Below are 23,277 nucleotides of genomic sequence, written 5' to 3'. Positions count from 1 at the left end.
GATTAACATGACTAAAAGACCATTTTTAATGGCAATCAGCGGATGTAAAAATTCTGGCAAAACCACATTAATTACGAAACTTATACCTAAGTTTTGTGAAAAAGGATATAAGATTGCAACTATAAAGCATGATGGGCATGATTTTAAATGTGATGTAGTTGGAACGGATACATATAAGCACAAAAATGCTGGCGCCTATGGGACTGCCATATTTTCTAATAATAAATTCATGGTGATAAAAGAAGAGAAATTTATTGATGAAACATATTTTATTAAGCTATTTCCAGAAGCAGATATTATTTTCTTAGAGGGATTTAAATCTTCTGACTATCCTAAATTAGAAATTGTAAGAAAAGGAAATTCAAATAGACCCATATGTAATGAAAAAAACTTAATAGGTATATTATCAGATATAAATGTTGTAGAAGGAAATTACAATATGATAGATTTAAATAATATAGACTTAATAGTTGAAAAAATATTAAACTATATGAAAAATTATGAGTAATAATACAGATTTACAAATAAAGATTTTTAATTTATAAATGGGGGATGTTTATGATAGATAAACTGAATAGAAAAATAGAATATATGAGAATATCAGTTACAGATAGGTGTAATCTTAGATGTGTTTATTGCATGCCAGAAGAAGGTATAGAAAATGTTTCTCATGAAGAAATTTTATCTTATGATGAAATTATTAGAATTTGTAAATGTGTTGCAAATTTAGGAATTAAAAAAATTAAAATTACAGGGGGAGAACCTTTAGTAAGAAAAGATATAATTAATTTAATTAAAGATATAAAGGAAATTGATGGTATAGATGAAGTAACTATAACTACAAATGGAGTATTATTATACGAAATGGTAGATCAATTATGTGAAGCAGGAATAGATGCAGTTAATATAAGCTTAGACACTTTATATAGAGATAAATTTTTTAAGATAACAAGACGTGATAAGCATGAAAATGTATTTATGGCAATAAATAAGCTTATTGATTTAGGTATAAGGGTGAAAATAAATTGTTTAGCTATAAAAGAACATAATTTAGATGAAATAGTTAAGATAGCAGCTTATTCTAAAAATAACAATATAGACGTAAGATTTATTGAGCTAATGCCTATAGGTCATGGTAAAAGCTATACAGGAATTTCAAATGAAGTAATACTAGATCTATTGGAAAATGAATACGGTACATTTAAAAAAGTAAAAGAAAAGAGGGGAAATGGGCCGGCAGTATATTATAAAAATGATGACTTTAAGGGTTGTATAGGTTTAATCAGTGCTATTAGCAATGAATTTTGTGAAACTTGTAATAGAGTAAGACTTACAGCTAATGGATTTTTGAAATTATGCTTACATTATAATAAAGGTATAGATTTAAAAATGCCAATAAGAAATAATATTACAGATAAAGACTTAGAAAATATGATATATCATGCCATAAGAAACAAGCCATTAGGACATAACTTTTATCATGATAGCAATATAGAAAACGTAGAAAATAAAAATATGGTACAAATTGGGGGATAAGGAGAGATTAACAATGGGAAAAATCATTGCTGTATGTATAAGTGAAAGAAAGGGTGTACAAAAGAAAAGTGTAGATGAAGGAATATTCATTGAAGACTTTGGCATACAAGGGGATGCCCATGCAGGAAAATGGCATAGACAAGTAAGTTTATTATCACATGAAAAGGTTGTAGCTTTTAATGAATTGGGTGCTGGTGTAGAGTCAGGTGCTTTTGGAGAAAATTTAATCGTGGAAGGTTATGACCTTAAAAATATTCCAGTTGGAACGGTATTTAAGTGTAATGATGTAGTTTTAGAAATTACTCAAATAGGTAAAAAATGTCACAATGGATGTGAAATATTTAAAAAAATGGGCGATTGCATAATGCCAAGAGAAGGTATATTTGCAAGAGTCCTGAATGGTGGAACAATAAAATCAGGCGATGAAATTGTAATTAAGGGAGAATAATATGTATAGAGTAGGAATAATAACAGCTAGTGATAAAGGATCAAAGGGAGAAAGAGTAGACGAAAGTGGTCCAAAAATAAAAGAAATAGTGTCTAGTTTTGGATATGAAGTAGTTTATTATAAGGTTTTACCTGATGATAAAGATATGATTTCAAGTGAAATGAAACAACTATGTGATGAAAATGTAGTAGATTTGATTTTAACTACTGGAGGAACAGGTTTTTCTAAAAGGGATAATACTCCTGAAGCTACTTTAGAAATAGCTGAAAAACTTGTACCAGGTATATCAGAAGCTATAAGAAGCTATAGTATGCAGTTTACTCCAAAAGCTATGCTTAGCAGAGGAGTATCTGTTATAAGAAAAGAAACTTTAATAATAAATATGCCAGGAAGCCCGAAAGCTGTAAAAGAAAGTATGGAGTGTATAATGCCTGCCTTAAATCATGGTATTGATATATTAAAAGGTTCTGCAAATGAGTGTGGAAGAAAATAATTAAAAAGGACTGCAATTCTATATGAATTCAGTCCTTTTTAATTATTTTAATAATATTCTATGTGGATTAGTATAAATATTCATTTTTTTATCACGTACAAAACCAATTAAAGTGATATTTAATTTTTGCGCAGTCTCTATTACTAAACTTGTAGTGGCAGACTTAGCAACAACTATGGGAACTTTGACCATTGCAGCTTTTTTTATCATTTCAAATGAAAGTCTTCCACTTACAAATATGATTTTATCATTTAGTGGAATATCATTTAGTATGCAGTGACCTATGGCTTTATCCAGAGCATTATGTCTTGCCACATCTTCACAAGCAATAATCAGTTGATTATTACCATAAATGCTAATGCAATGGACACCAGCAGTGTTCTTAAATAATTGGGATAAGTTTAAATTATTTTCCATTGTTTTATATATATCACTAGCATTAATTTTCAAGCTATCATTACAAATAGGATTAGCTTTTAGGAAATCATAATCATTCAGATAAAGAATATTTTCATAAAGATTAATATTAGATTCATTAATACATACATAAGCCACATTCCTATCATGATTTATTTCAAAACTTAAAATATCATCTTTGCAACTAATTAAATTTTTATAGCATAAATATCCAACAACCAACTCTTTAAGTTTAAAAGGGGTACATAAAAATGTATTTTCATATTTACCGTTAACAACTAACCCAAGGGGGAACTCTGCAACAACTACATCATCATCATAAATGCTATCGAAATTATTTACCTTTATCAAAGGAAATTGAAAAGAATAGTCGTATTCATAATTAGCTAAATAATCATCGTCTTTCACATTAAAATTTGCCATTTAAAAACCTCCAAATAAAATAATAAATATAGGAGATAACTGAATGTAGATAAAATTATATTGAGATGCCTATATAATACTTTAATTGTATCATTTTTATTTTTGATATAGGTTCATATTACAAAAAATAGACAAGTATTTTGGCATTAAGAATAATGTATACATGTTAGAAAAATAACAATTTTATTGAAACATTGCTATAATTAATGTAAAGGTAATAAACTTGTAAGAGGGGGTTAATTTTATGGAAAAGAGATTTTTGACACCCAAGGAAATAGCTAATACGATGATAAATGTTGGCGTGGGAAAAGCTAACTTAAAAACATCACCAATGATTTATTTAGGAATTCTAGCAGGTATGTATATTGGATTCGGTGGATTAGCTAATACAATAATAAGCCAAACTCTAGGGAATATAGACCCGGGTTTGGCTAAATTTGCGGGAGCAGTTGTCTTCCCTGTTGGACTTATGTTGGTAGTTGTTGGAGGTGCAGAATTATTTACTGGTAATAACTTAATGACATTAGCTGTTATGAACAAAAAAATTACTTTATCACAAATGTTTAGAAACTGGGGAGTTGTATGGATAGCTAACCTAGTTGGATCTGTATTTTTAGCACTAATAGTATTTTATGGGGGAGTTTTAGGAGGAGATGCAGGTACAAAGGCTATAGCAATAGCTGAAGGTAAAGCGTCCTTAGATGTTATGACATTAATACTTAGAGGAATAATGTGTAATATTTTAGTTGTTTTGGGTGTATGGCTTGCAACATCTGCTCAAGATATCGTGTCAAAAATATTCGCTTGTTGGTTCCCAATAATGTTATTTGTACTATGTGGATTTGAGCATAGTGTGGCAAATATGTTCTTTATCCCAATGGGAATGTTATTAGGTGCTAAGGTTACTATGGCAGCATTAATAAAAAATTTAGTATTTGTAACAATTGGTAATATAATTGGAGGAGGTATAATAATACCTTTCTTGTATAATTATGCGTATTTAAAAGATGAGCCTAAAGTTTCTAAACAAGAGTCATAATTAAAAATATAATTGTAGATATAAAAATACTACCTTTAGTTTAATAAAAGGTAGTATTTTTTAGTTATAAAATTAGTTTTACGTTATAAAGTAATGAAACTATAGTCTCACAGTAGCAGATTTTCTTTTATTTTTTATAGATGTAGACAAATCTTCTTCTGTTACAATTCTAAATGCAGAAGTAGGGCATACTCTTATGCAAGCAGGGCCTTCATCTGCATCACTACAAAGATCACATTTATTAGCCACCATTTTTTCTATACAAAATAGTTTATCAGTTGGAATATTTTCTAAGTTAATAAGTTTTCCTTTTTCTGTATCGTTTAAATTAATAGCACCAAAAGGACAGGCAAGCATACAGTTTTTACATCCTATACATTTTTCTTCATTAACAACTATAGAATTACCTTCTTTTGTAAGAGCATTATGAGGACATGACTTTGCACAAGGAGCATCTTCACAATGTCTACATTGTATAGGAGCACTAACTTGAGCGTTTTTTACAACTTCTAACTTAGGATTAAAATTTATATCTTTCGGATCTTGATAGAATATATCTTCTTTACTATGTTCAACGACACAAGCTACCATACAAGTCCTACATCCGATACATTTTAATGGATCAGCTATAACAAAATAATTCATTTAGTTAGTCACTTCCTTTCCTATACAATATTTAGTGTGTAATAAATGATGAGATACATTTCCTAAAGGTTCTTTTAAGAACTCTTCATATATCTTAGTTATTTCAGGATTTTCATGTGATTTTCTTAGTGGTAAGTTTTTATCATGAATATAAGTAGCTTCAGTTCTATTATTGTAAGCTAATTCTCTATACTCTTCTAGTAATAACTTAGGCTGACCACCACCACTTACACATCCAACAGGACAAGTCATAACCTCAATAAAATCTAAATTTAGTTTGCCTGATTTTAAGTCTTCTAAAATAGGAACTATATTTTTAAGACCTGTTACAATACCAATTTTTAATGTTAAATCTCCAACTTTTATTTGGGCAGTTCTAAAACCTTCGGAGCCTCTAACAGCAGGTAGATCTATACTAGGTATTTTTTCTCCAGTTATAACTTCATAACTAGTACGAAGAGCAGCTTCCATAACACCACCAGTAACTCCAAATATAGTACCAGCACCAGTATATATTCCTAAAGGACTTTCAAACTCACTGTCTTCAAGTGTATCAAAATCGATGTTAGCATCTTTTATTAAGTAAGCTAATTCTCTAGTAGTTAAAACCACATCCACATCTCTATATCCGCTAGATTTCATCTCAGGTCTATCACATTCAAATTTCTTACATGTACAAGGCATAATAGAAACACTATAAATATCTTTTGCCTCAATATTATTAATTTCCGCTCCATAAGTTTTGAAAACAGCACCAGCCATTTGCTGTGGTGATTTACAAGTAGATAGATGGTCTGTTAATTCAGGATAATTATCTTCTAAAAATTTAACCCAAGCTGGACAACAAGATGTGAACATTGGTAAAGTCCCGCCAGTTGTAACTCTTTTAATTAACTCATTTCCTTCTTCCATAATAGTCAAATCTGCTGCAAAGTTTGTATCATAAACTTTATCAAACTTAAGAGCCTTCAATGCAGCAGCCATTTTACCTGGAGCTAGAGATCCTAATTCCATTCCAAAGTCTTCACCAAGAGCAACTCTAACAGCAGGGGCACATTGAACCATAGTTATTTTACTAGGGTCTTTTAAAGCTTCTTTTACTCTATCCACATCACAAACATGATTAGCAGCAAATAGAGGCTCACTAATTACATCAGGTAATTTTCTTTTAGATTTTTTATTTTCTATAAGTTCTTCACCATGATCAATAATAGATGCATATGACTTACAAACTTGAACACATTGACCACAGACTACACAACGATCTTCATTTATTTCTTGTGGTTTACCAGCTTCTCCTTCAATTGCAAAGGCAGGACATACTTTTACGCATTCTTGACATCCTGTGCATAAATCTTTATCTATACTAACTATCATACTTTTATCCCCCTTATCCTATTTAGTTGCTGACAATAAATTCAAAGCAGCTTTTATGTTTTTCTCTTTTTTATCTTCAAGAGGAGTAACAAGTCTTAAAGCTTCATTAGGGCATGCATTTACGCAAGCTATTTTATCATTATCTTTGCATAAATCACATTTATAAGCTATTTTTTTGCTTTCATTTATTGCAATTTGTTCAACAGGTTTTTTATCTTTAAACTGAGTTAATAAGTCGATAGCTCCAAAAGGACAGGCTAGTAAGCAAGTTTTACATCCTATACATTTATCATCATCAACAATTACCATACCATCAATTCTTGAGATTGCTTTTACAGCGCAAGTATTTAAACAAGGAGCATCCTCACAATGTCTACATTGTATAGGCATACAAATATCTTCATCTTTTACTAAGTAAAGTCTTGGAATTATAGGAACTTCTACAGTACCAACTGTATAGCTGACAGAGTTACTTTTCTTGTTGTGAGTAGCGAAGCAAGCCACTTCACAAGCTCTGCAACCAGTACACTTACTAGAGTCAGCAATTACAAATGAACCTAATTTATTTTTCATACAATTTCACCTTTCTTTAATATAATTAATTCATAAAAATTAGATTGAATGTCTCCTTGATTAGATATTTTTAACACCCATTTTGATTCGTAGATCTTTATAAGTATTTTTTACGCATTCTTCGGCATAGTTTTGATCATCAATTTTTTCAACTTTAACAGCACAATATTTGTATTCTGGAGTTTTAGAAATAGGGTCAAGACTAGCTACTGTAAGTTCATTACAAGCACCTACCCACCATTGATAAGTCATATAAGTAGCGCCTTCTTGAACTCTATCTGTTACTAGGGCCCTTGTTAATACGCTACCTCTTCTAGAACTTACTCTAATTATTTCATTATCTTCAATATCAAGCTTCTGTGCATCTTTATAATTCATTTGTAAATAACCAGGTTCATCCTCCAATTGAGAAAGAGTTCTACAGTTACCAGTCATTGTTCTAACAGAATAATGTCCAACTTCTCTTACAGTTGATAAACTGAAAGGATATTCATCATCTTCAATCTCATAAGGAGGTCTCCATTCAGCAGCGAATAACTTACCTCTACCATTATCAGTAGAGAAATTGCCATCTTTGTGAAGGAATATAGAGCCTTTATCCTCATCAGACTCACTTCTACATGGCCATTGAACACAACCTAATTTTTCTATTTTTTCATAAGTCGCACCAAAGAAACTAGGAGTTAAACTTCTCATCTCATCCCAAATTTCTTTTGTGCTATTATATTGCATAGGATATCCTATAGCAGTAGAAACTTTACAAATTATATCCCAGTCAGTTTTTACATCACCTTTAGGCTCAACAGCTTTTCTGATTCTTTGAAAACCTCTGTCAGCGCAAGAATAAACACCATCATGTTCACCCCAAGATGTTGCAGGTAAAATAACATCAGCATGAAGAGCAGTTTTGTTCATGAATATATCTTGTACAACAACAAATTCACAAGCGTCTAAAGTTTCTCTTACCTCAGAAGCATCTGGGTCACTTTGAACTGGGTCTTCACCAAATATATAGTAAGCTTTTATTTTATTTTCTTCTAAAACAGCATGAGGAACTTCTGTGATTTTAACGCCTATTTCAGATGGAAGAGTAACACCCCAAGCTTTTTCGAATTTTTCTCTAATTTGAGGATTAGTAACTTTTTGATAGCCTGGATAAACATCTGGAAGGGCGCCCATATCACAAGCACCTTGAACATTGTTTTGACCACGTACTGGTCCAATACCAACATTAGGTCTTCCTAAGTTGCCTGTAAGTAAAGCTAAAGAAGCCAAACCTTTAACTACATCAACAGCTTGTGAGAATTGGCAAACACCCATGCCGTATAGAATCATAGAATCTCTTGCCTTGGCATATTCTCTCATTGCTTGTCTTATGGAGTCGGCTGGTATATGAGTGTATTTTTCTGCATATTCAGGAGTATAAGGTTCAACAATTTTCTTATATTCTTCAAAATTGTCAGCATGATTTGCTACGAAGTCTTTGTCATATAGATTTTCATTTATTAAAACATTACCGAAGGCATTAACTAAAATCATATTAGTTCCACCTTTTAAAGCTAAATGCATATCAGAAATTCTTGCAGTTTCTGTAACTCTAGGGTCAACAGTTATTATTTTAGCTCCTTTTTCTTTTGCTTTAACAATTCTTCTTGCAACTATAGGGTGAGAATCGGCACCGTTATATCCAAATACAAGTAATAAATTTGCATTTTCAATTTCAGGTATAGAGTTAGACATTGCACCACTACCTAATGAGTAAGCCAAACCGGCTACAGATGGGGCATGTCAAACACGGGCGCAGTGGTCAACATTATTAGTACCTACTGCAGCTCTCATAAATTTTTGCATAATATAGTTAGCTTCATTTCCTGGGCCTCTGGCAGAGCCAGTTCCCATTATTGAATCTGGTCCATATTTTTCTTTGATTTCATTTAGTCTAGAAGCTGTATAAGAGATTGCTTCATCCCACTCAACTTCTTCTAAGGTTCCATTTTTTCTGATTAAAGGTTTAGTAAGTCTTGGAGTTAAAATTTGCGGATCATTTAGGAAATCCCATCCATAATGACCTTTAAGGCATAATGTACCTTCATTTGTTCTTCCTTGGGCAGGTTTGCTTTTTATGATTTGATTTTTTTCTTCATCAACTACTAGATAAAACTGACATCCAGCACCACAGTAAGGACAAGTGGTTAAAACTTCTTTTTCCATGAGTTTATCCCCCTTATTTTAAAATACTTTACTGATAAATATAATATTTGCTCAATATTAATGGAAATATTGAGCAAAAGAGTAAGCTTAAATATTAAATAAAATGATGATGAAGACTTCTTATAAAAATTGAATTAAAAATTATTGGTCAGTTAGTCTTAAACATAAAAATGTTAAAATATACTAATTTTATTATATCATCTCTTATTTTCATATTCAACTTGAGTTAAAATATAATAATTTTATATTTATATCTTTAAGTTAGTCCATAATTTACATTTTTATGAAATAAAAATACATATGTAATAGATAATTAATACATTTGTATAGGTCTAAGGATTTGAGAAATTTTCATTAAATATTATAAAAATATGTGGTAAAATCATTTTATGATTAAAATTTATCCTTTTTAAAGTAAAAGCATATACTAAAAGTAAAGATAAAACGTATAATTTGAAAGTATGAAAAACATTTACAATATAAATTTGATTATTAATTAATAAAGAGAATGATCTGGGAGGAAAATATAATGAAAAAGGAATTTATATATAAACAATTATTAAATATATTAGATGAAGAAAGCATAAAGGTTGATGAACCAATGAAAAAGCATATATCTTTTAGAGTTGGAGGACCAGTAGATTTTTTACTTAAACCTAAGACTGAGGAAGAATTAAGTAAAGTAATAAAATTTGCTAAGGAAGAAAACATACCTTTTATAGTTATAGGTAATGGTTCAAATCTTCTTGTAAAAGATGGCGGAATAAGAGGAATAGTTATAGAGTTATTAGATAACTTCAATAATTATGAAATAGAAGGAAATATAATAAAAGCACAAAGTGGGGCTTTGTTATCTATACTAGGTAGAAATGCTCTTAAAAGTTCTTTAACAGGATTTGAATTTGCAGCTGGAATACCAGGAACTTTAGGTGGAGCATTAGCCATGAATGCAGGAGCTTATGGTGGAGAAATGAAACAAATTGTAAAAGCTGTAAGACTTATGGATAGAGAAGGTAATATATTTGAGTTATCTAATGAAGAAATGAAATTTGAGTATAGAAGAAGTATATTAACAACTAATGATTATATAGGTTTATCTGCTGTAATAGAATTACAACTAGGTAATGCTGATGAAATAAAAGAAACTATGTCAGACTATGCAAATAGAAGATCAACTAAACAACCTCTAAACTTCCCAAGTGCAGGAAGTACATTTAAGAGACCAGAAGGATATTTTGCAGCAAAACTAATTGATGACTGTGGACTTAGAGGACTTAGCTTAAGAGGAGCACAAGTTTCAGATAAACATTGTGGTTTTGTTATAAACCCTGGAGGAGCTAGTGCAAAAGATATATTAGACTTAATGTTTATAGTTAAAAGCACAGTAAATGCAAAATTTGGTATAATGTTAGAGGAAGAAGTGAAGATTCTAGGAGAGGATTAATAAATGAAAATTCTAGCTGATTATCATACACATACCATATACAGTCATGGTAAAGGAACAATAGAAGAGAATGTGAAAGTAGCTATTTCAAAAGGTATTGAAACTCTTGGAATATCAGATCATAGCTATGATCACTTAACCTATGGCATTAAGAAAAATGATATATTTAAAATGAGGGAAGAAATAGATTTTCTCAATGAAAAATATAAAGACAAGATAAAAATTCTATTGGGAGTTGAAAGTAATATATTAGATGATAAAGGAAATATTGATTACGATGATAAAATAGGAGAAGTTTTAGATTATGTTATGGCTGGTTATCATTTTGGATCGAAGCCAACAAACTTAAAAGGTCTACTTAATCATGCTAATAATTATATTTTCAAAGCAAATAAATCAAAAGAATATAATACTTTAGCCATAATTAATGCTATGAAAAATAATGATATATTTGTGATTACTCATCCAGGAGATAAGGGTGATGTATATATAGAAGAAATTGCAAAAGTTGCAAAAAAAACAAATACTAGATTAGAAATAAATAGTAGTCACAAATTTTTAAATGTAGAACAACTAAAAAAAATTGAGCATATAGAGAATACTTTTATAGTTGGATCTGATGCTCATATTCCGCAAAATGTTGGTAACTTTGACCTGGCATTAAACACTATTAAGGAAGCGAAGATTGATTTATCACTGATAGAAAATATTAAATTTTAATAAAAAGGGAGTTTATAAATGAAGTTTATAATAGTTACTGGACTTTCTGGATCTGGAAAAAGTGAAGCAATGAGATCTCTAGAAGATATGGGATTTTATTGCGTAGATAATTTACCACCTACTTTAATTCCTAAGTTTGCTGAATTATGCTATCAATCTAACTCAACTATAGATAAGGTAGCATTAGGAATAGATGTAAGAGGAAGGAAATTTTTTGAAGCGTTACATGAAAGTTTAAACACTTTAAGAAAGGATAAATATCCTTTTGAAGTACTATATCTAGATTGTGCTGATGATATTTTATTAAAAAGATACAAAATGACTAGAAGAAATCATCCTCTAGCAATTAACAGGCAGATACCAGAAGGTATAAAGATGGAAAGAACAATCCTAGAGCCATTGAAAGAAATTGCTGATTGTATAATAGATACATCCAATATGAAACCTAAAGATCTTAAAGAAGAAATAAGTAAGATATATGCGAATGGAGAGGTTAATAACAACTTAACTATATCGGTAGTTTCATTTGGATTTAAACATGGAATACCTTCAGATTCTGATTTAGTTTTTGATGTGAGATTTTTACCAAATCCTTATTATGTTGATGAGTTAAGAAGTAAAACAGGTGAAGAGCAAGATGTTAGAGATTATGTTATGAACTCTGATATAAGCAATCAATTTTATGAAAAATTATTAGATATGATTAACTTTTTAGTTCCTCAATATATAGAAGAAGGAAAACATCATCTAGTTATAAGTATAGGATGTACAGGCGGAAGACATAGATCTGTAACAATATCTAACTTAATAAGCGATGAACTAATGAAACAGGGATACAGAGTAGTTAAGAAGCATAGAGATTTTATGCTAAGATAGGCGGAGGCAGCTATGAAATATTTGGCTTACATTATAGATATTCTAGGCATGGTAACCTTAGTTCTAGGTATAGCTTTTTTTATAAAAGCAAAAAAACAAGTAAAAAAAGATAGTGCAAAAAAGACTATAGAGGTTGATAAAGCTCATGTAGTAGTTATTGGTGGAGGTACAGGTCAATCAATTTTTTTAAGAGGTCTTAAAAAGATTACACCTAATATAACAGCTGTTGTTACTGTTGCAGACGATGGCGGAGGATCTGGGGTTTTAAGATCAGATTTAGGAATGTTACCACCAGGAGACATTAGGAACTGTTTGCTAGCTCTAGCTAATACTGAACCTACCATGCAAGAAGTAATGCAATATAGATTTGAAGAAGGTGGTCTAAAAGGACAGAGCTTTGGAAATCTTTTTTTAGCAGCTATGAATGGATTATATGGAAATTTTGAAACAGCTGTTTATAAATTAAGTGAGATTTTTAATATAACAGGTAGAGTTTTACCAGTTACATTAGAAAGTATCGACTTAATTGCTAAATTAAATAATGGAAATGTAATAAAAGGGGAGTCTAAAATTCCTAGGGAAGTAAGAAAACAAAAAAGTAAAATTGAAGAAGTATATTTGGAGCCTAAAGACGCAAAACCTTTAAATGAAGTGATTAATTCTATTTATGAGGCTGATTACATTATAATGGGTCCAGGAAGTTTATATACTAGTATAATACCAAATTTATTAGTAGAAGGTGTGGTTGAAGCTATAAAGGGAAGTAAGGCTACAAAAATATATATTCCTAATGTAATGACTCAACCAGGAGAAACTGATGGATATGATGTATTAGACCACGTTAAAGCTATAAACAAACATACAAAAGAGAACTTGATTGACTATGTTATAGCCAACGACGAAATAATACCTGATAATCAATTTGAAAAATATAAAAAAGATGGAGCAAACCAGGTATTATTAGATAAGGAACAAAGAATAACACTAAAGAATATGGGTATCAAAATAGTCGAGGGAGATTTGATAGAAATTAAAAACGACTATATTAGACATCACGCAGATTCTATATGTGAAGTAATTAATAATTTGGCACTAAGTCATGATTATGACAGAGCAAGGTAAAAAAGGATTTTAGATTTTTATGTAGAAATCCTTATTATTATGTTAGTTTTAAGGAGTGAACATCTATGAGAGAAGAAATTAGTGCCGGTGGGGTGGTGTTATTTGGAAATGCTATTCTTCTACTGAGGAAGTTTAACGGCGACTGGGTCTTGCCCAAAGGAAAAGTAGAAGAAGGTGAAAATAACGAAGAAGCTGCATTAAGAGAAGTGTCAGAAGAAACAGGAGTAAAAGCCGAAACGTTAAAATATCTTGGAGAAATACATTATACTTTCAAAGAAAATTGGGATGAAAATAGAGCTGTTCATAAAACTGTATTTTGGTATTTGATGCAGTCTAAGAATATGGACACAGTACCACAAAAAGAAGAAGGATTTGTGGATGCAAAGTTTATTCATATAGATAGAGTTGTTGATTTGGCAAGATATGATGATGAGAAGGAAATTATAAAGGTGGCTTTAAAAGAAATAAAAAAAAGATTAAAGAAGAGCTAGAATAATAGGTGGTATGTATGTCTTTTTCTACAGAAACGAAAAATGAACTGGCAAGATTGATGCCGGAAAGCTTATGTTATAAAAAAGCTGAATTATCAGGAATAGCAAAACTAGCTGGTACTATTCAAATTGCTGGATATAAAAAGATTAACTTGAAAATTTCTACAGAATTAAATTCAGTAGCTAGAAAAGTTTTTAAAATATTAAAATCTGATTTTAATATAAATACAACTATTGTAGTTAATAAAAACCAAATGTTAAAGAGAAATAATAGTTATGTGCTAACGATAAAAAGTGATATGGGATCTGAAGAGTTAATGAAAACTTTAGGTCTATTAGATAAAAATGAAAATTTTTTACCTTCTCATACAATACCATCTTGGGTATATGAAGATGAGGAATGTAAAAAAGCATTTCTTAGAGGTGCATTTCTAGGTGGAGGTTCAATAAGTGATCCGGAAAAAAATTATCATCTAGAATTTGTTGCTAATAGCGAAGAATTTGCAGAGTCATTAATGAATTTAATCAACTCTTTAGGGTTAAATTCAAAAATAGTGTGTAGAAAAAATTCTTATGTTGTATATTTGAAAGAAAGTGAACAAATATCGGATTTATTAAGTCTTATAGGAGGTTTTCAAGCTCTTTTAAGTCTTCAAAACACAAAAATATTAAAACAAATGAGAAATGATGTAAATAGAATAGTAAACTGTGAAACAGCTAATCTTTCTAAGACAGTTAATGCAGCAGTAAGGCAAGTAGAAAATATAAAATTAATTGAACGAAAAATGGGTATAAGTAAATTGCCACAAAGCTTACAGCAAATTGCATTATTAAGAGTAGAGAATGAAGATTTAACATTAAAAGAGTTGGGAGAATTATTAACTCCTCAAATTAGTAAATCAGGTGTAAATCACAGATTAAAAAAATTAGAAGAAATAGCTAATGAATTGAGAAATAAAGAGTTTAATAGCGAATATAATGATGAAAATTAATTATTAAGGGGGTTATAATATATAACCTCTTTTTTAATTACATAATATGATAAAATAAAATAAGTTTATAAATTTAGGAGGTGAGATAATGAATAAAGATTTTATTCATCTTCATGTGCATACGGAGTACAGTTTATTAGATGGATTTTCCAGACTAGATAAATTAATAGGACGAGCAAAAGAACTAAATATGAAAGCTATAGCTATAACAGACCATGGTTGTATGTTTGGAGCTATAGATTTTTATAAAAAAGCAAAAAAGGCAGGAATAAAGCCAGTTATAGGATGTGAAGTATACACAGCATCTCGTGGCCTAAGGGATAAAGACCCAAACTATGATAAAAGATATGGTCATTTAGTTTTATTGGCTGAAAATATGACGGGATACAAGAATTTAATAAAATTAGTTTCAACATCTTATGTTGAAGGATTTTATTACAAGCCAAGAGTTGATATAGAAGAATTAAGAAAACATAGTGAAGGAATTATAGCATTATCAGCTTGTTTAGCCGGGGATGTATCAAATAATATTTTAAATAGAAACTATGAAGAAGCCAAAAGATTTGCTTTATTATACAGAGAAATATTTGGAGAAAATAATTTTTATTTAGAGATACAAGATCATCATTTACCAGAACAAAAGGAGGTAAATGCAGGATTAGTCAAATTATCTAAGGAGACGGGCATACCTCTTGTTGCTACAAACGACTTGCATTATGTAAATAAAGAGGACTCAAAAACTCATGATGTACTTATGTGTATACAAATGGGTAAAACTTTAAATGATCCAAGTAGAATGAAATTTGGTAGTGATGAATTTTATTTAAAATCAAGAGAAGACATGGAAGAACTTTTCCCTTATGCAATAGAAGCTTTAGATAATACAGTTAAAATCGCAGAAAGGTGCAATGTTGAGTTTGATTTTAATACTTATCATTTACCAAAATACGATGTACCAGAAGGTTACACAACAGAAAGTTACCTAAGAGAATTATGTTTTAAAGGACTAGAAGAAAGATATAATAATCCTACACAGGAAACAATAGACCGATTAAATTATGAAATTGATGTGATTTCAAAAATGGGATATATAGAATATTTCTTGATTACTTGGGATTTTATAAATTATGCAAAAGAAAATAATATAATGGTTGGTCCAGGAAGAGGTAGTGCGGCAGGTTCTATAGTTGCATATACTTTGAGAATAACTGATATAGATCCAATCAAATATTCACTTTTATTTGAACGTTTCCTGAACCCGGAACGTGTATCTATGCCAGATATAGATATAGACTTTTGCTATGAAAGAAGAGAAGAAGTTATAGATTATGTTAAGAGAAAATATGGTGATGACCATGTTGCTCAGATTATAACTTTCGGAACTATGAAGGCAAAAGCGGCCATAAGAGATGTTGGCAGGGTATTAGATATTCCTTACAATAAAGTTGATAAAATAGCAAAAGAAATACCTTTTGATTTAGGTATGACAATAGATAAAGCCTTGGAAGTTAATCCAGAACTAAGAAATTTATATGAGCAAGATGCTGAAACTAAAGAAGTAATAGATATTTCCAAGCAGATGGAAGGAATGTTACGTCATGCATCTACCCATGCAGCAGGTGTAGTTATATCAAAAAATCCTGTAGATGAATATGTACCACTATACAAACATCAAGAGTCTATAAGTACCCAGTTTACAATGACTACACTAGAGGAATTAGGGCTTTTAAAAATGGACTTTTTAGGACTTAGAACTCTTACAGTTATAAGAGATGCTCTTGATTTAATAGAAAATAAATATGGAAAAAGAATAGATTTTTCATCTATGGATTATGATGATTCAAAGGTTTATGAGTTACTTTCTTCAGGAAACACTTTAGGAATATTCCAGCTAGAAAGTTCTGGGATGAGAAATTTTATGAAACAGCTTAAACCAAGTAACTTTGAAGATATAGTTGCGGGGATATCATTGTATAGACCAGGTCCTATGGATTCTATTCCAACTTATATAGAAAATAAACACAACACAGACAAAATAACATATATTCATGAAAGTTTAAGGCCAATAATGGAAGTTTCTTATGGGTGTTTGGTTTATCAGGAACAAGTTATGCAAGTTGTTAGGGATTTAGCTGGATATAGTTATGGCCGTAGTGACTTAGTAAGAAGAGCCATGGGGAAAAAGAAAATGGATGTCATGGAAGAAGAGAGACAGTATTTTATACATGGTAAAGAAGATGAAAATGGAAATATTGAAATAGCAGGATGTGTAAGAAATGGTGTTCCAGAAGATATAGCAAATAAAATATTTGATGATATGATTGACTTTGCAAAATATGCATTTAATAAATCTCATGCAGCGGCATATGGAGTTGTATCTTATGAAACAGCTTATTTAAAAGCATATTATCCAGTTGAATTTATGGCTGCATTAATTACAAGTGTTATGGGTAATACTGATAAAGTTGTTGAATATATAAGGGAATGTAGTGCTTTAGAAATAGAAATATTAAAACCAGACATTAATAAAAGTTTCGGAAAATTCTCTGTTGAAGGTCACAATATAAGATTTGGTTTAGCAGCAGTGAAAAACGTAGGAATAAATGTAATAAATAATATTATTAAAGAAAGAGAAGCAAACGGAGATTTTAAAGATTTTGCGGATTTAGTAAAAAGATTAGATTCAAAGGATTTAAATAAAAGGGTATTAGAGAGCTTAATTAAATGTGGAGCCTTTGATAATATAAGTGACAATAGGGCAAGTCTAATGATGGGTTATGAAAGATTATTAGAAAGTGTATCAATGGATAGAAAGAAAAATGTTAAGGGTCAAATTTCTTTATTTGATGGACTTCAAATGGGAGGCGAAACTGTAGAAGTTGAGCAAGAAGTTAGCTCTATACCTAAGATAAATGAATTTGAAGAGAGGGAAAGACTAGCATTAGAAAAAGAAGTTCTAGGAATGTATGTTAGCGGTCACCCTCTTGGAGAATATGAAAAAGAATTAAAAAATAATACATCTATAGACAATGGTAAAATTAATGCTTTAAAAGAAGATATGGAAGCATATCTAAATTTAGATGAAAAAGAAGTCATATTAGGTGGAATGATTGTTAATAAGAGAATTCAAACAACTAAGAGAAATGACATAATGGCATTTTTAGAGTTGGAAGATTTATATGGTACTATTGAAATTATTGTATTTCCTCAAGTATTGAAACAATATAATACTATTTTAAATGAAGATAATATTATTTATATAAAAGGTAAGCTTAGTATAAAAGAAGAAGAAAGTGCAAAACTTATAGCTAGAGAAATTAAGGATATAAGTGATCGTGATAATTTTAAAATTAACAATCAAAATAGTGTATACACAAAAAACAAAAGGCCACAAACTACAGGTATTTTTATAAAAGTAGATGATATGAAGAACCAACAACTCATTAACTCTATAGAAAAAATATTACTTCAACATGAAGGAAATGAAGGTGTTTACATATGTACAGAACACCCTCGAAGAATGTTCAAGTGGACTGATATGGAAGTTAGTATAAACTCAGACTTACAATCTAAATTACAAGAACTATTAGGCGTGGAAAACGTCAAAGTTAAAAATTAGTACAAATTGATGTTTTATATAAAAACAGGTGGAAATTTGTGATATAATACACAATATATAAAGGTGAAAATGTTTTTGTAAAATAATAAGAACATGTATACCTAGGGAGTAAAAAATTACAACTTTAAGGATTTAGGATTATTAGGAGGTAGTACTATGAAGACAATAGGAATATTGACTAGTGGTGGGGATGCACCAGGAATGAATGCAGCTATTAGAGCTGTTGTTAGATCAGCCATATACTATGGATGCAAAGTTTATGGTATTAATAGAGGATATAAAGGTCTTATTGAATCTGATTTAGTTGAAATGAATTTATCATCAGTTGGAGACATTATACACAGAGGTGGAACAATACTTAAGTCATCAAGATGTGAAGAGTTTAGAACTGAAGAAGGTAGACAAAAAGCAGTTAAAATTCTTAAGAAATATGGAATAGACTGTTTAGTTGTAATAGGTGGAGATGGATCTTTCAATGGAGCACAGAAACTTAGTGACTTAGGTTTTCCAGCTATAGGTATACCAGGAACAATTGATAATGATTTAGCTTATACAGATTACACAATAGGTTTCGATACAACATTAAACACTATAGTAGATGCTATAAGTAAAATAAGAGATACTTCGTCCTCTCATGAAAGAGTTAATATAGTTGAAGTTATGGGAAGACATTGTGGCGATTTAGCTTTATATGCAGGTTTAGCTGGTGGTGCTGAAACAATAATAGTACCAGAAATAGATTATAAAATAGAAGATATCTGCTTAAGATTAGAAACTACTAAAAAAAGAGGTAAGAGACACAGTATAATAGTATTAGCAGAAGGTGTTGGAAACGCTAGTGATATTGGAAAAGAAATAGTTGAAAGAACTGGTGTAGACCTTAGAGTAACAGTATTAGGACATGTTCAAAGGGGTGGAAGTCCAACAGTTTCAGATCGTTTATTAGCAAGTAGATTAGGAGTAAGAGCAGTTGAATTACTTCTAGATGGTCAATCTGCTAGAGTAGTAGGAATAAGAGATGATAAGATAATAGATATGGAAATACATGAAGCTTTAACTATGAAAAAAGATTTTGACAAGCAAAGCTACCAAATGGCTCAAATATTATCTATATAATACATTTAGGAGGATATAATATAATGCTTAAGAATGCTAAGAAAACAAAAATAGTTTGTACTTTAGGACCAGCTTCTCAAAGTGAAGAAACATTAATAAAATTAATGGAAAATGGTCTTAATGTTTGTAGATTTAACTTCTCTCACGGTTCTCATGAAGAGCATAAGGAAAGAATGGATGTTGTAAAAAAAGTTAGAGAAAAACTTAACAAATCAGTTGCAATATTACTAGATACTAAGGGTCCAGAAATAAGAACTGGAAACTTTGCAGATCCAGAAGTTTTCCTTGAAGAAGGAAGTAAATTTACAATTACTATGGCAGATGTTATGGGGACAAAACAAATTTGTACAGTTAGTTACAAAGGATTAGCTGATGACGTTGTAAAAGGCGACTTAATATTAATAGATGATGGCCTTGTTGGATTAAGAGTTGAAGAAGTTGCTGGTGAAGAAATTCACTGTATAGTTGAAAACTCAGGTATAGTTAAAAACCACAAAGGCGTAAACGTTCCCGGTGTAAAAATAAACTTACCAGCATTAACTCCTAAAGATATATCAGATATAGAATTTGGTATAACTCAAGGAATAGATTTCATAGCAGCTTCATTTGTTAGAAAGGCATCTGATGTTCTTGCTATAAGAGAAGTTCTGGAAAATAATGATGCTACTTATATACAAATAATATCAAAAATAGAAAACCAAGAAGGTGTAGATAATTTAGATGAAATACTACAAGTTTCTGATGGTTTAATGGTTGCTAGAGGTGACTTAGGTGTTGAAATACCAACTGAAGAAATGCCAATAGTACAAAAAGAGATGATTAAAAAATGTAACGAGTTAGGTAAACCAGTTATAACAGCTACTCAAATGCTTGATTCTATGATAAGAAACCCAAGACCTACAAGAGCTGAAGTAACTGACGTTGCCAATGCTATATATGATGGAACAGATGCGATAATGTTATCTGGAGAAACTGCTGCAGGTAAATATCCAGTTGAAGCAGTTAAAACAATGGCTACAATAGCTAAAAGAATAGAAGAAACTTTAGATTATGATAATGTTCTAAGAAGCAAAGGATTAAACAATACAAATGTTACAGATGCAATAAGTTATGCTACTTGCACAACAGCTAAAAGTTTAACTGCTTCAGGAATAGTTACATCAACATCTTCAGGACATACAGCTAGAATGGTTTCTAAATTTAGACCGAATACTCCAATTATAGCAGCTACTCCTAACGAGAGAACTAGTAGACAGCTATCATTAAGTTGGGGTGTTTATACAGTAAATTGTCAACAAGCAGGAAATACAGATGATCTTATAGATAACTCAATAGAAGCAAGTAAAAACGAAGGATTTATCCACGATGGAGAGTTAGTTGTTATAACTGCTGGAGTTCCAACTGGAGTAAGCGGAACAACTAACTTAATAAAAGTACATGTTGTAAGTGAAGAAATATGCCAAGGTATAGGTATAGGAAGAACTACAATTGAAGGTAACGTACGTATAGTAAAAAGTGGACAAACTTGTGAGAATTTCAACGAAGGAGATATATTAGTTACTAGCATGACTGATAAAGAAATGAATCCATATATAGAAAAAGCTGCTGCAATTGTAACAGAAGATGGTGGAATGACTTCTCATGCTGCAATAGTTGGAATAAACTTAGGAAAACCAGTTATCGTATCTGCTACAAATATATTATCAAATGTTGAAGATGGTGAAATAATAACGGTTGATACTACAAGAGGTGCTGTATACAGAGGTTCAAGTAGAGTTTTATAGGAATAAAATAAAAAAATAATTAATATATTTTAATATAGTACATTAATATTTTACTAAAGCATGATTTATATGAATGGAAATAAATTACAAGAGAATTATTGCATGTTATAGTAAATGATGGTACTATTATATAAAATGACCACTCAGATAATACCAAAGTCTTAGTGGTTATTTTTATAAACTGAATAATCAGAATATTTACAAAAATGTGAATATATTGACAAAATAAGGGGTTTTAGTCTGGTTATTTCTTTTGGGTTTTATTTTCCGTCATACTAAAAATAAAAAGGAGGGAGTAGTAAATGGCAGAAAACAGAGAACAGTGGGGTTCTAAGATAGGTCTTATCTTAGCAATGGCAGGAAATGCTGTTGGATTAGGGAATTTCTGGAGATTCCCGTATATAGCTGCTACAAATGGTGGTGGCGCATTTATGATACCATATTTCTTTGCTCTAATAGTTATAGGTATACCTGTAATGTTAATAGAGTGGAGTATAGGACGTTATGGTGGAGCACATGGACATGGAACGGTAGGTCCGATGATTTATTTACAAGCTAAAAAAGCTGTAAAACCAAAAACTGCAATTATACTTGGGGCTCTTGCTGGAGCTATAGCATTTGGAGTTACATTATTAGTTAACTCTTATTATACTCATATAATAGGTTGGTCACTAGGATATGCAGTACAATCATTAACAGGTGGCTATGTAGGTGTAGATGGTTCTACATTCTTCGTAAATTATGTAACTGATCCTAAGATGTTGGTATTCTGGGTAATATCACTAGCATTACTTGGATGGGCAGTTATGAAAGGTGTATCTGAAGGTATAGAAGCTTGGGCTAAAGTAATGATGCCAACAATATATGTATTTGGTATTATACTTGCTATAAGAGCGTTAACATTAGGTGCTCCAGTTAATCCTGATTGGTCATCAATGAATGGATTAAATTTCGTATGGAATCCAGATTTAAGTAAATTGAACTCTGCTTCAGTAGTAACTGCAACAGGACAAATATTCTTCACATTATCTTTAGGTATGGGTATTATTTGTAACTATGCATCTTACTTACAGGCAGACGAAGATATAGTAGCTGCTTCTGTTGCTACAGTATCATTAAATGAATTTGCTGAAGTTATACTTGCTGGTACTTCTGTTATACCTATTTCTTATGCGTTCCTTGGACCAGAAGGCATAAAAGGTAGTATAGGACTTGCATTTATGGCATTGCCAAATGTATTTGCTGATATGACTGGTGGTAGAATATTTGGTGCTGTTTGGTTCTTCTTATTATTCTTTGCTGGATTTACTTCAGCTATAGCAATGTACAACTACTTAGTTGCATTACTAGAAGAAGACATGGGAATACAAAGAAAGAAAGGTGCTCTTATCATATTCGTAGCGTATTTAATAGTTGGTGCTCCAATAGCGTTAGAATCAATAATGACAGGAACTGCTAACTTATTCTACTTCACAGAAGTTGATAACTGGATAGGTAACTACTTGTTAATTGTTCTTGGATTAATAGAAATTATAGTTGTAGCCTGGTTAGTTAGAGACCCTGCATTAGAAGAAATGAATAAAGGTGGATTATGGAAAGTACCAAAATGGTTCTTTAGATTATTCCATCAATTCTTAACACCGGTTTGTATAATCGTATTCTTAGCAATATTTACTAAAGATTATGCCCTAGCTGGTAACTTTAAAGCAATACCATCTTATATGGCTGGTAATGAGCAGTTTGTTGTCTGGGTGAATCTTGCTAGAGCTGTAGTAGTATGTATATTGATAGTTGGATTTATACAAACATATAAATCTATTAAATCTAAATATACTTCTGAAATAGCTAATAATAAAGTAGAAGCTTAATAAAATTATAGATTAATTTTAAAGGATGGTGAATATAATGACAGGATTTGCTTGGACTTTTCTGTCAATAGCTTGGGTTATTA

20 protein-coding genes are annotated in these 23,277 nt (G+C 30.7%); 15 read left to right on the top strand and 5 right to left on the bottom strand.

What is annotated here, in order from left to right; translation table 11 throughout:
• Positions 1 to 7 precede the first annotated feature (7 nt).
• Genes mobB through K0039_RS13025 form a run of 4 tightly spaced genes read left to right on the top strand, consistent with a single transcriptional unit; the run spans position 8 to position 2,477 of the window.
• Positions 8 to 508, top strand: a complete 501-nt coding sequence (gene mobB, locus K0039_RS13040) for a molybdopterin-guanine dinucleotide biosynthesis protein B (RefSeq protein ID WP_228105504.1) — start codon at positions 8 to 10, stop codon at positions 506 to 508.
• A gap of 50 nt (positions 509 to 558) precedes the next feature.
• Complete coding sequence (moaA, locus tag K0039_RS13035; RefSeq protein WP_228105503.1) at positions 559 to 1,536, top strand: GTP 3',8-cyclase MoaA; 978 nt, start codon at positions 559 to 561, stop codon at positions 1,534 to 1,536.
• 13 nt (positions 1,537 to 1,549) lie between these two features.
• On the top strand, positions 1,550 to 1,984 hold the full coding sequence (locus K0039_RS13030; protein ID WP_228105502.1) for an MOSC domain-containing protein: 435 nt from the start codon (positions 1,550 to 1,552) through the stop codon (positions 1,982 to 1,984).
• A 1-nt stretch (position 1,985) separates the two neighbouring features.
• Complete coding sequence (locus K0039_RS13025; protein ID WP_228105501.1) at positions 1,986 to 2,477, top strand: MogA/MoaB family molybdenum cofactor biosynthesis protein; 492 nt, start codon at positions 1,986 to 1,988, stop codon at positions 2,475 to 2,477.
• 42 nt (positions 2,478 to 2,519) lie between these two features.
• On the opposite strand, the gene fdhD is transcribed toward K0039_RS13025, so the two are convergent.
• Positions 2,520 to 3,317 (bottom strand): formate dehydrogenase accessory sulfurtransferase FdhD, encoded by a 798-nt coding sequence (gene fdhD, locus K0039_RS13020; RefSeq protein WP_228105500.1) that lies wholly within the window; start codon positions 3,315 to 3,317, stop codon positions 2,520 to 2,522.
• Positions 3,318 to 3,561: 244 nt separating this feature from the next.
• Between fdhD and K0039_RS13015 the strand changes: the two genes are divergently transcribed.
• A complete protein-coding gene (locus K0039_RS13015; protein ID WP_228105499.1) occupies positions 3,562 to 4,356 on the top strand; it encodes a formate/nitrite transporter family protein in 795 nt (264 codons plus the stop codon).
• A 99-nt stretch (positions 4,357 to 4,455) separates the two neighbouring features.
• Here K0039_RS13015 and K0039_RS13010 read toward each other — a convergent pair whose 3' ends face one another.
• The 4 genes from K0039_RS13010 to fdhF are packed head-to-tail and all read right to left on the bottom strand — an operon-like array spanning position 4,456 to position 9,162.
• Positions 4,456 to 5,001 carry a 4Fe-4S dicluster domain-containing protein gene (locus tag K0039_RS13010; protein ID WP_228105498.1) on the bottom strand — a complete coding sequence of 182 codons (546 nt, stop codon included), beginning with the start codon at positions 4,999 to 5,001 and terminating at the stop codon, positions 4,456 to 4,458.
• Positions 5,002 to 6,378 carry a [FeFe] hydrogenase, group A gene (locus tag K0039_RS13005; RefSeq protein ID WP_228105497.1) on the bottom strand — a complete coding sequence of 459 codons (1,377 nt, stop codon included), beginning with the start codon at positions 6,376 to 6,378 and terminating at the stop codon, positions 5,002 to 5,004.
• 18 nt (positions 6,379 to 6,396) lie between these two features.
• On the bottom strand, positions 6,397 to 6,951 hold the full coding sequence (locus K0039_RS13000; RefSeq protein ID WP_228105496.1) for a 4Fe-4S dicluster domain-containing protein: 555 nt from the start codon (positions 6,949 to 6,951) through the stop codon (positions 6,397 to 6,399).
• A 60-nt stretch (positions 6,952 to 7,011) separates the two neighbouring features.
• A complete protein-coding gene (gene fdhF, locus K0039_RS12995; RefSeq protein ID WP_228105495.1) occupies positions 7,012 to 9,162 on the bottom strand; it encodes a formate dehydrogenase subunit alpha in 2,151 nt (716 codons plus the stop codon).
• A gap of 529 nt (positions 9,163 to 9,691) precedes the next feature.
• Here fdhF and murB point away from each other — a divergent pair.
• The 10 genes from murB (at position 9,692) to K0039_RS12945 (ending at position 23,194) form a co-directional block, all read left to right on the top strand.
• The gene (murB, locus tag K0039_RS12990; RefSeq protein ID WP_228105494.1) at positions 9,692 to 10,606 is read left to right on the top strand and encodes a UDP-N-acetylmuramate dehydrogenase; all 915 of its coding nucleotides are present in this window, start codon (positions 9,692 to 9,694) and stop codon (positions 10,604 to 10,606) included.
• Between the two features lie 3 nt (positions 10,607 to 10,609).
• Positions 10,610 to 11,326 (top strand): PHP domain-containing protein, encoded by a 717-nt coding sequence (locus K0039_RS12985; RefSeq protein ID WP_228105493.1) that lies wholly within the window; start codon positions 10,610 to 10,612, stop codon positions 11,324 to 11,326.
• 18 nt (positions 11,327 to 11,344) lie between these two features.
• On the top strand, positions 11,345 to 12,202 hold the full coding sequence (gene rapZ, locus K0039_RS12980) for an RNase adapter RapZ (protein ID WP_228105492.1): 858 nt from the start codon (positions 11,345 to 11,347) through the stop codon (positions 12,200 to 12,202).
• Positions 12,203 to 12,214: 12 nt separating this feature from the next.
• Positions 12,215 to 13,324 carry a gluconeogenesis morphogenetic factor MgfK gene (gene mgfK / locus K0039_RS12975; RefSeq protein ID WP_228105491.1) on the top strand — a complete coding sequence of 370 codons (1,110 nt, stop codon included), beginning with the start codon at positions 12,215 to 12,217 and terminating at the stop codon, positions 13,322 to 13,324.
• 65 nt (positions 13,325 to 13,389) lie between these two features.
• Complete coding sequence (locus K0039_RS12970; RefSeq protein WP_018591873.1) at positions 13,390 to 13,815, top strand: NUDIX domain-containing protein; 426 nt, start codon at positions 13,390 to 13,392, stop codon at positions 13,813 to 13,815.
• A 17-nt stretch (positions 13,816 to 13,832) separates the two neighbouring features.
• The gene (gene whiA / locus K0039_RS12965; protein ID WP_228105490.1) at positions 13,833 to 14,807 is read left to right on the top strand and encodes a DNA-binding protein WhiA; all 975 of its coding nucleotides are present in this window, start codon (positions 13,833 to 13,835) and stop codon (positions 14,805 to 14,807) included.
• An 88-nt stretch (positions 14,808 to 14,895) separates the two neighbouring features.
• Positions 14,896 to 18,426, top strand: a complete 3,531-nt coding sequence (locus tag K0039_RS12960; protein ID WP_228105489.1) for a DNA polymerase III subunit alpha — start codon at positions 14,896 to 14,898, stop codon at positions 18,424 to 18,426.
• A gap of 156 nt (positions 18,427 to 18,582) precedes the next feature.
• Positions 18,583 to 19,542, top strand: a complete 960-nt coding sequence (gene pfkA, locus K0039_RS12955; RefSeq protein ID WP_228105488.1) for a 6-phosphofructokinase — start codon at positions 18,583 to 18,585, stop codon at positions 19,540 to 19,542.
• 23 nt (positions 19,543 to 19,565) lie between these two features.
• Positions 19,566 to 21,326 carry a pyruvate kinase gene (pyk, locus tag K0039_RS12950; RefSeq protein WP_228105487.1) on the top strand — a complete coding sequence of 587 codons (1,761 nt, stop codon included), beginning with the start codon at positions 19,566 to 19,568 and terminating at the stop codon, positions 21,324 to 21,326.
• A gap of 302 nt (positions 21,327 to 21,628) precedes the next feature.
• Complete coding sequence (locus K0039_RS12945; protein WP_228105486.1) at positions 21,629 to 23,194, top strand: sodium:neurotransmitter symporter family protein; 1,566 nt, start codon at positions 21,629 to 21,631, stop codon at positions 23,192 to 23,194.
• Positions 23,195 to 23,277: the final 83 nt, after the last annotated feature.

It is taken from the genome of Terrisporobacter mayombei, from assembly GCF_020748465.1.
GTDB classification, from domain to species: domain Bacteria; phylum Bacillota; class Clostridia; order Peptostreptococcales; family Peptostreptococcaceae; genus Terrisporobacter; species Terrisporobacter mayombei.
The sequence above is the reverse complement of the archived record's forward strand: the minus strand, read 5'-3'. Positions and strand labels throughout refer to the sequence as shown.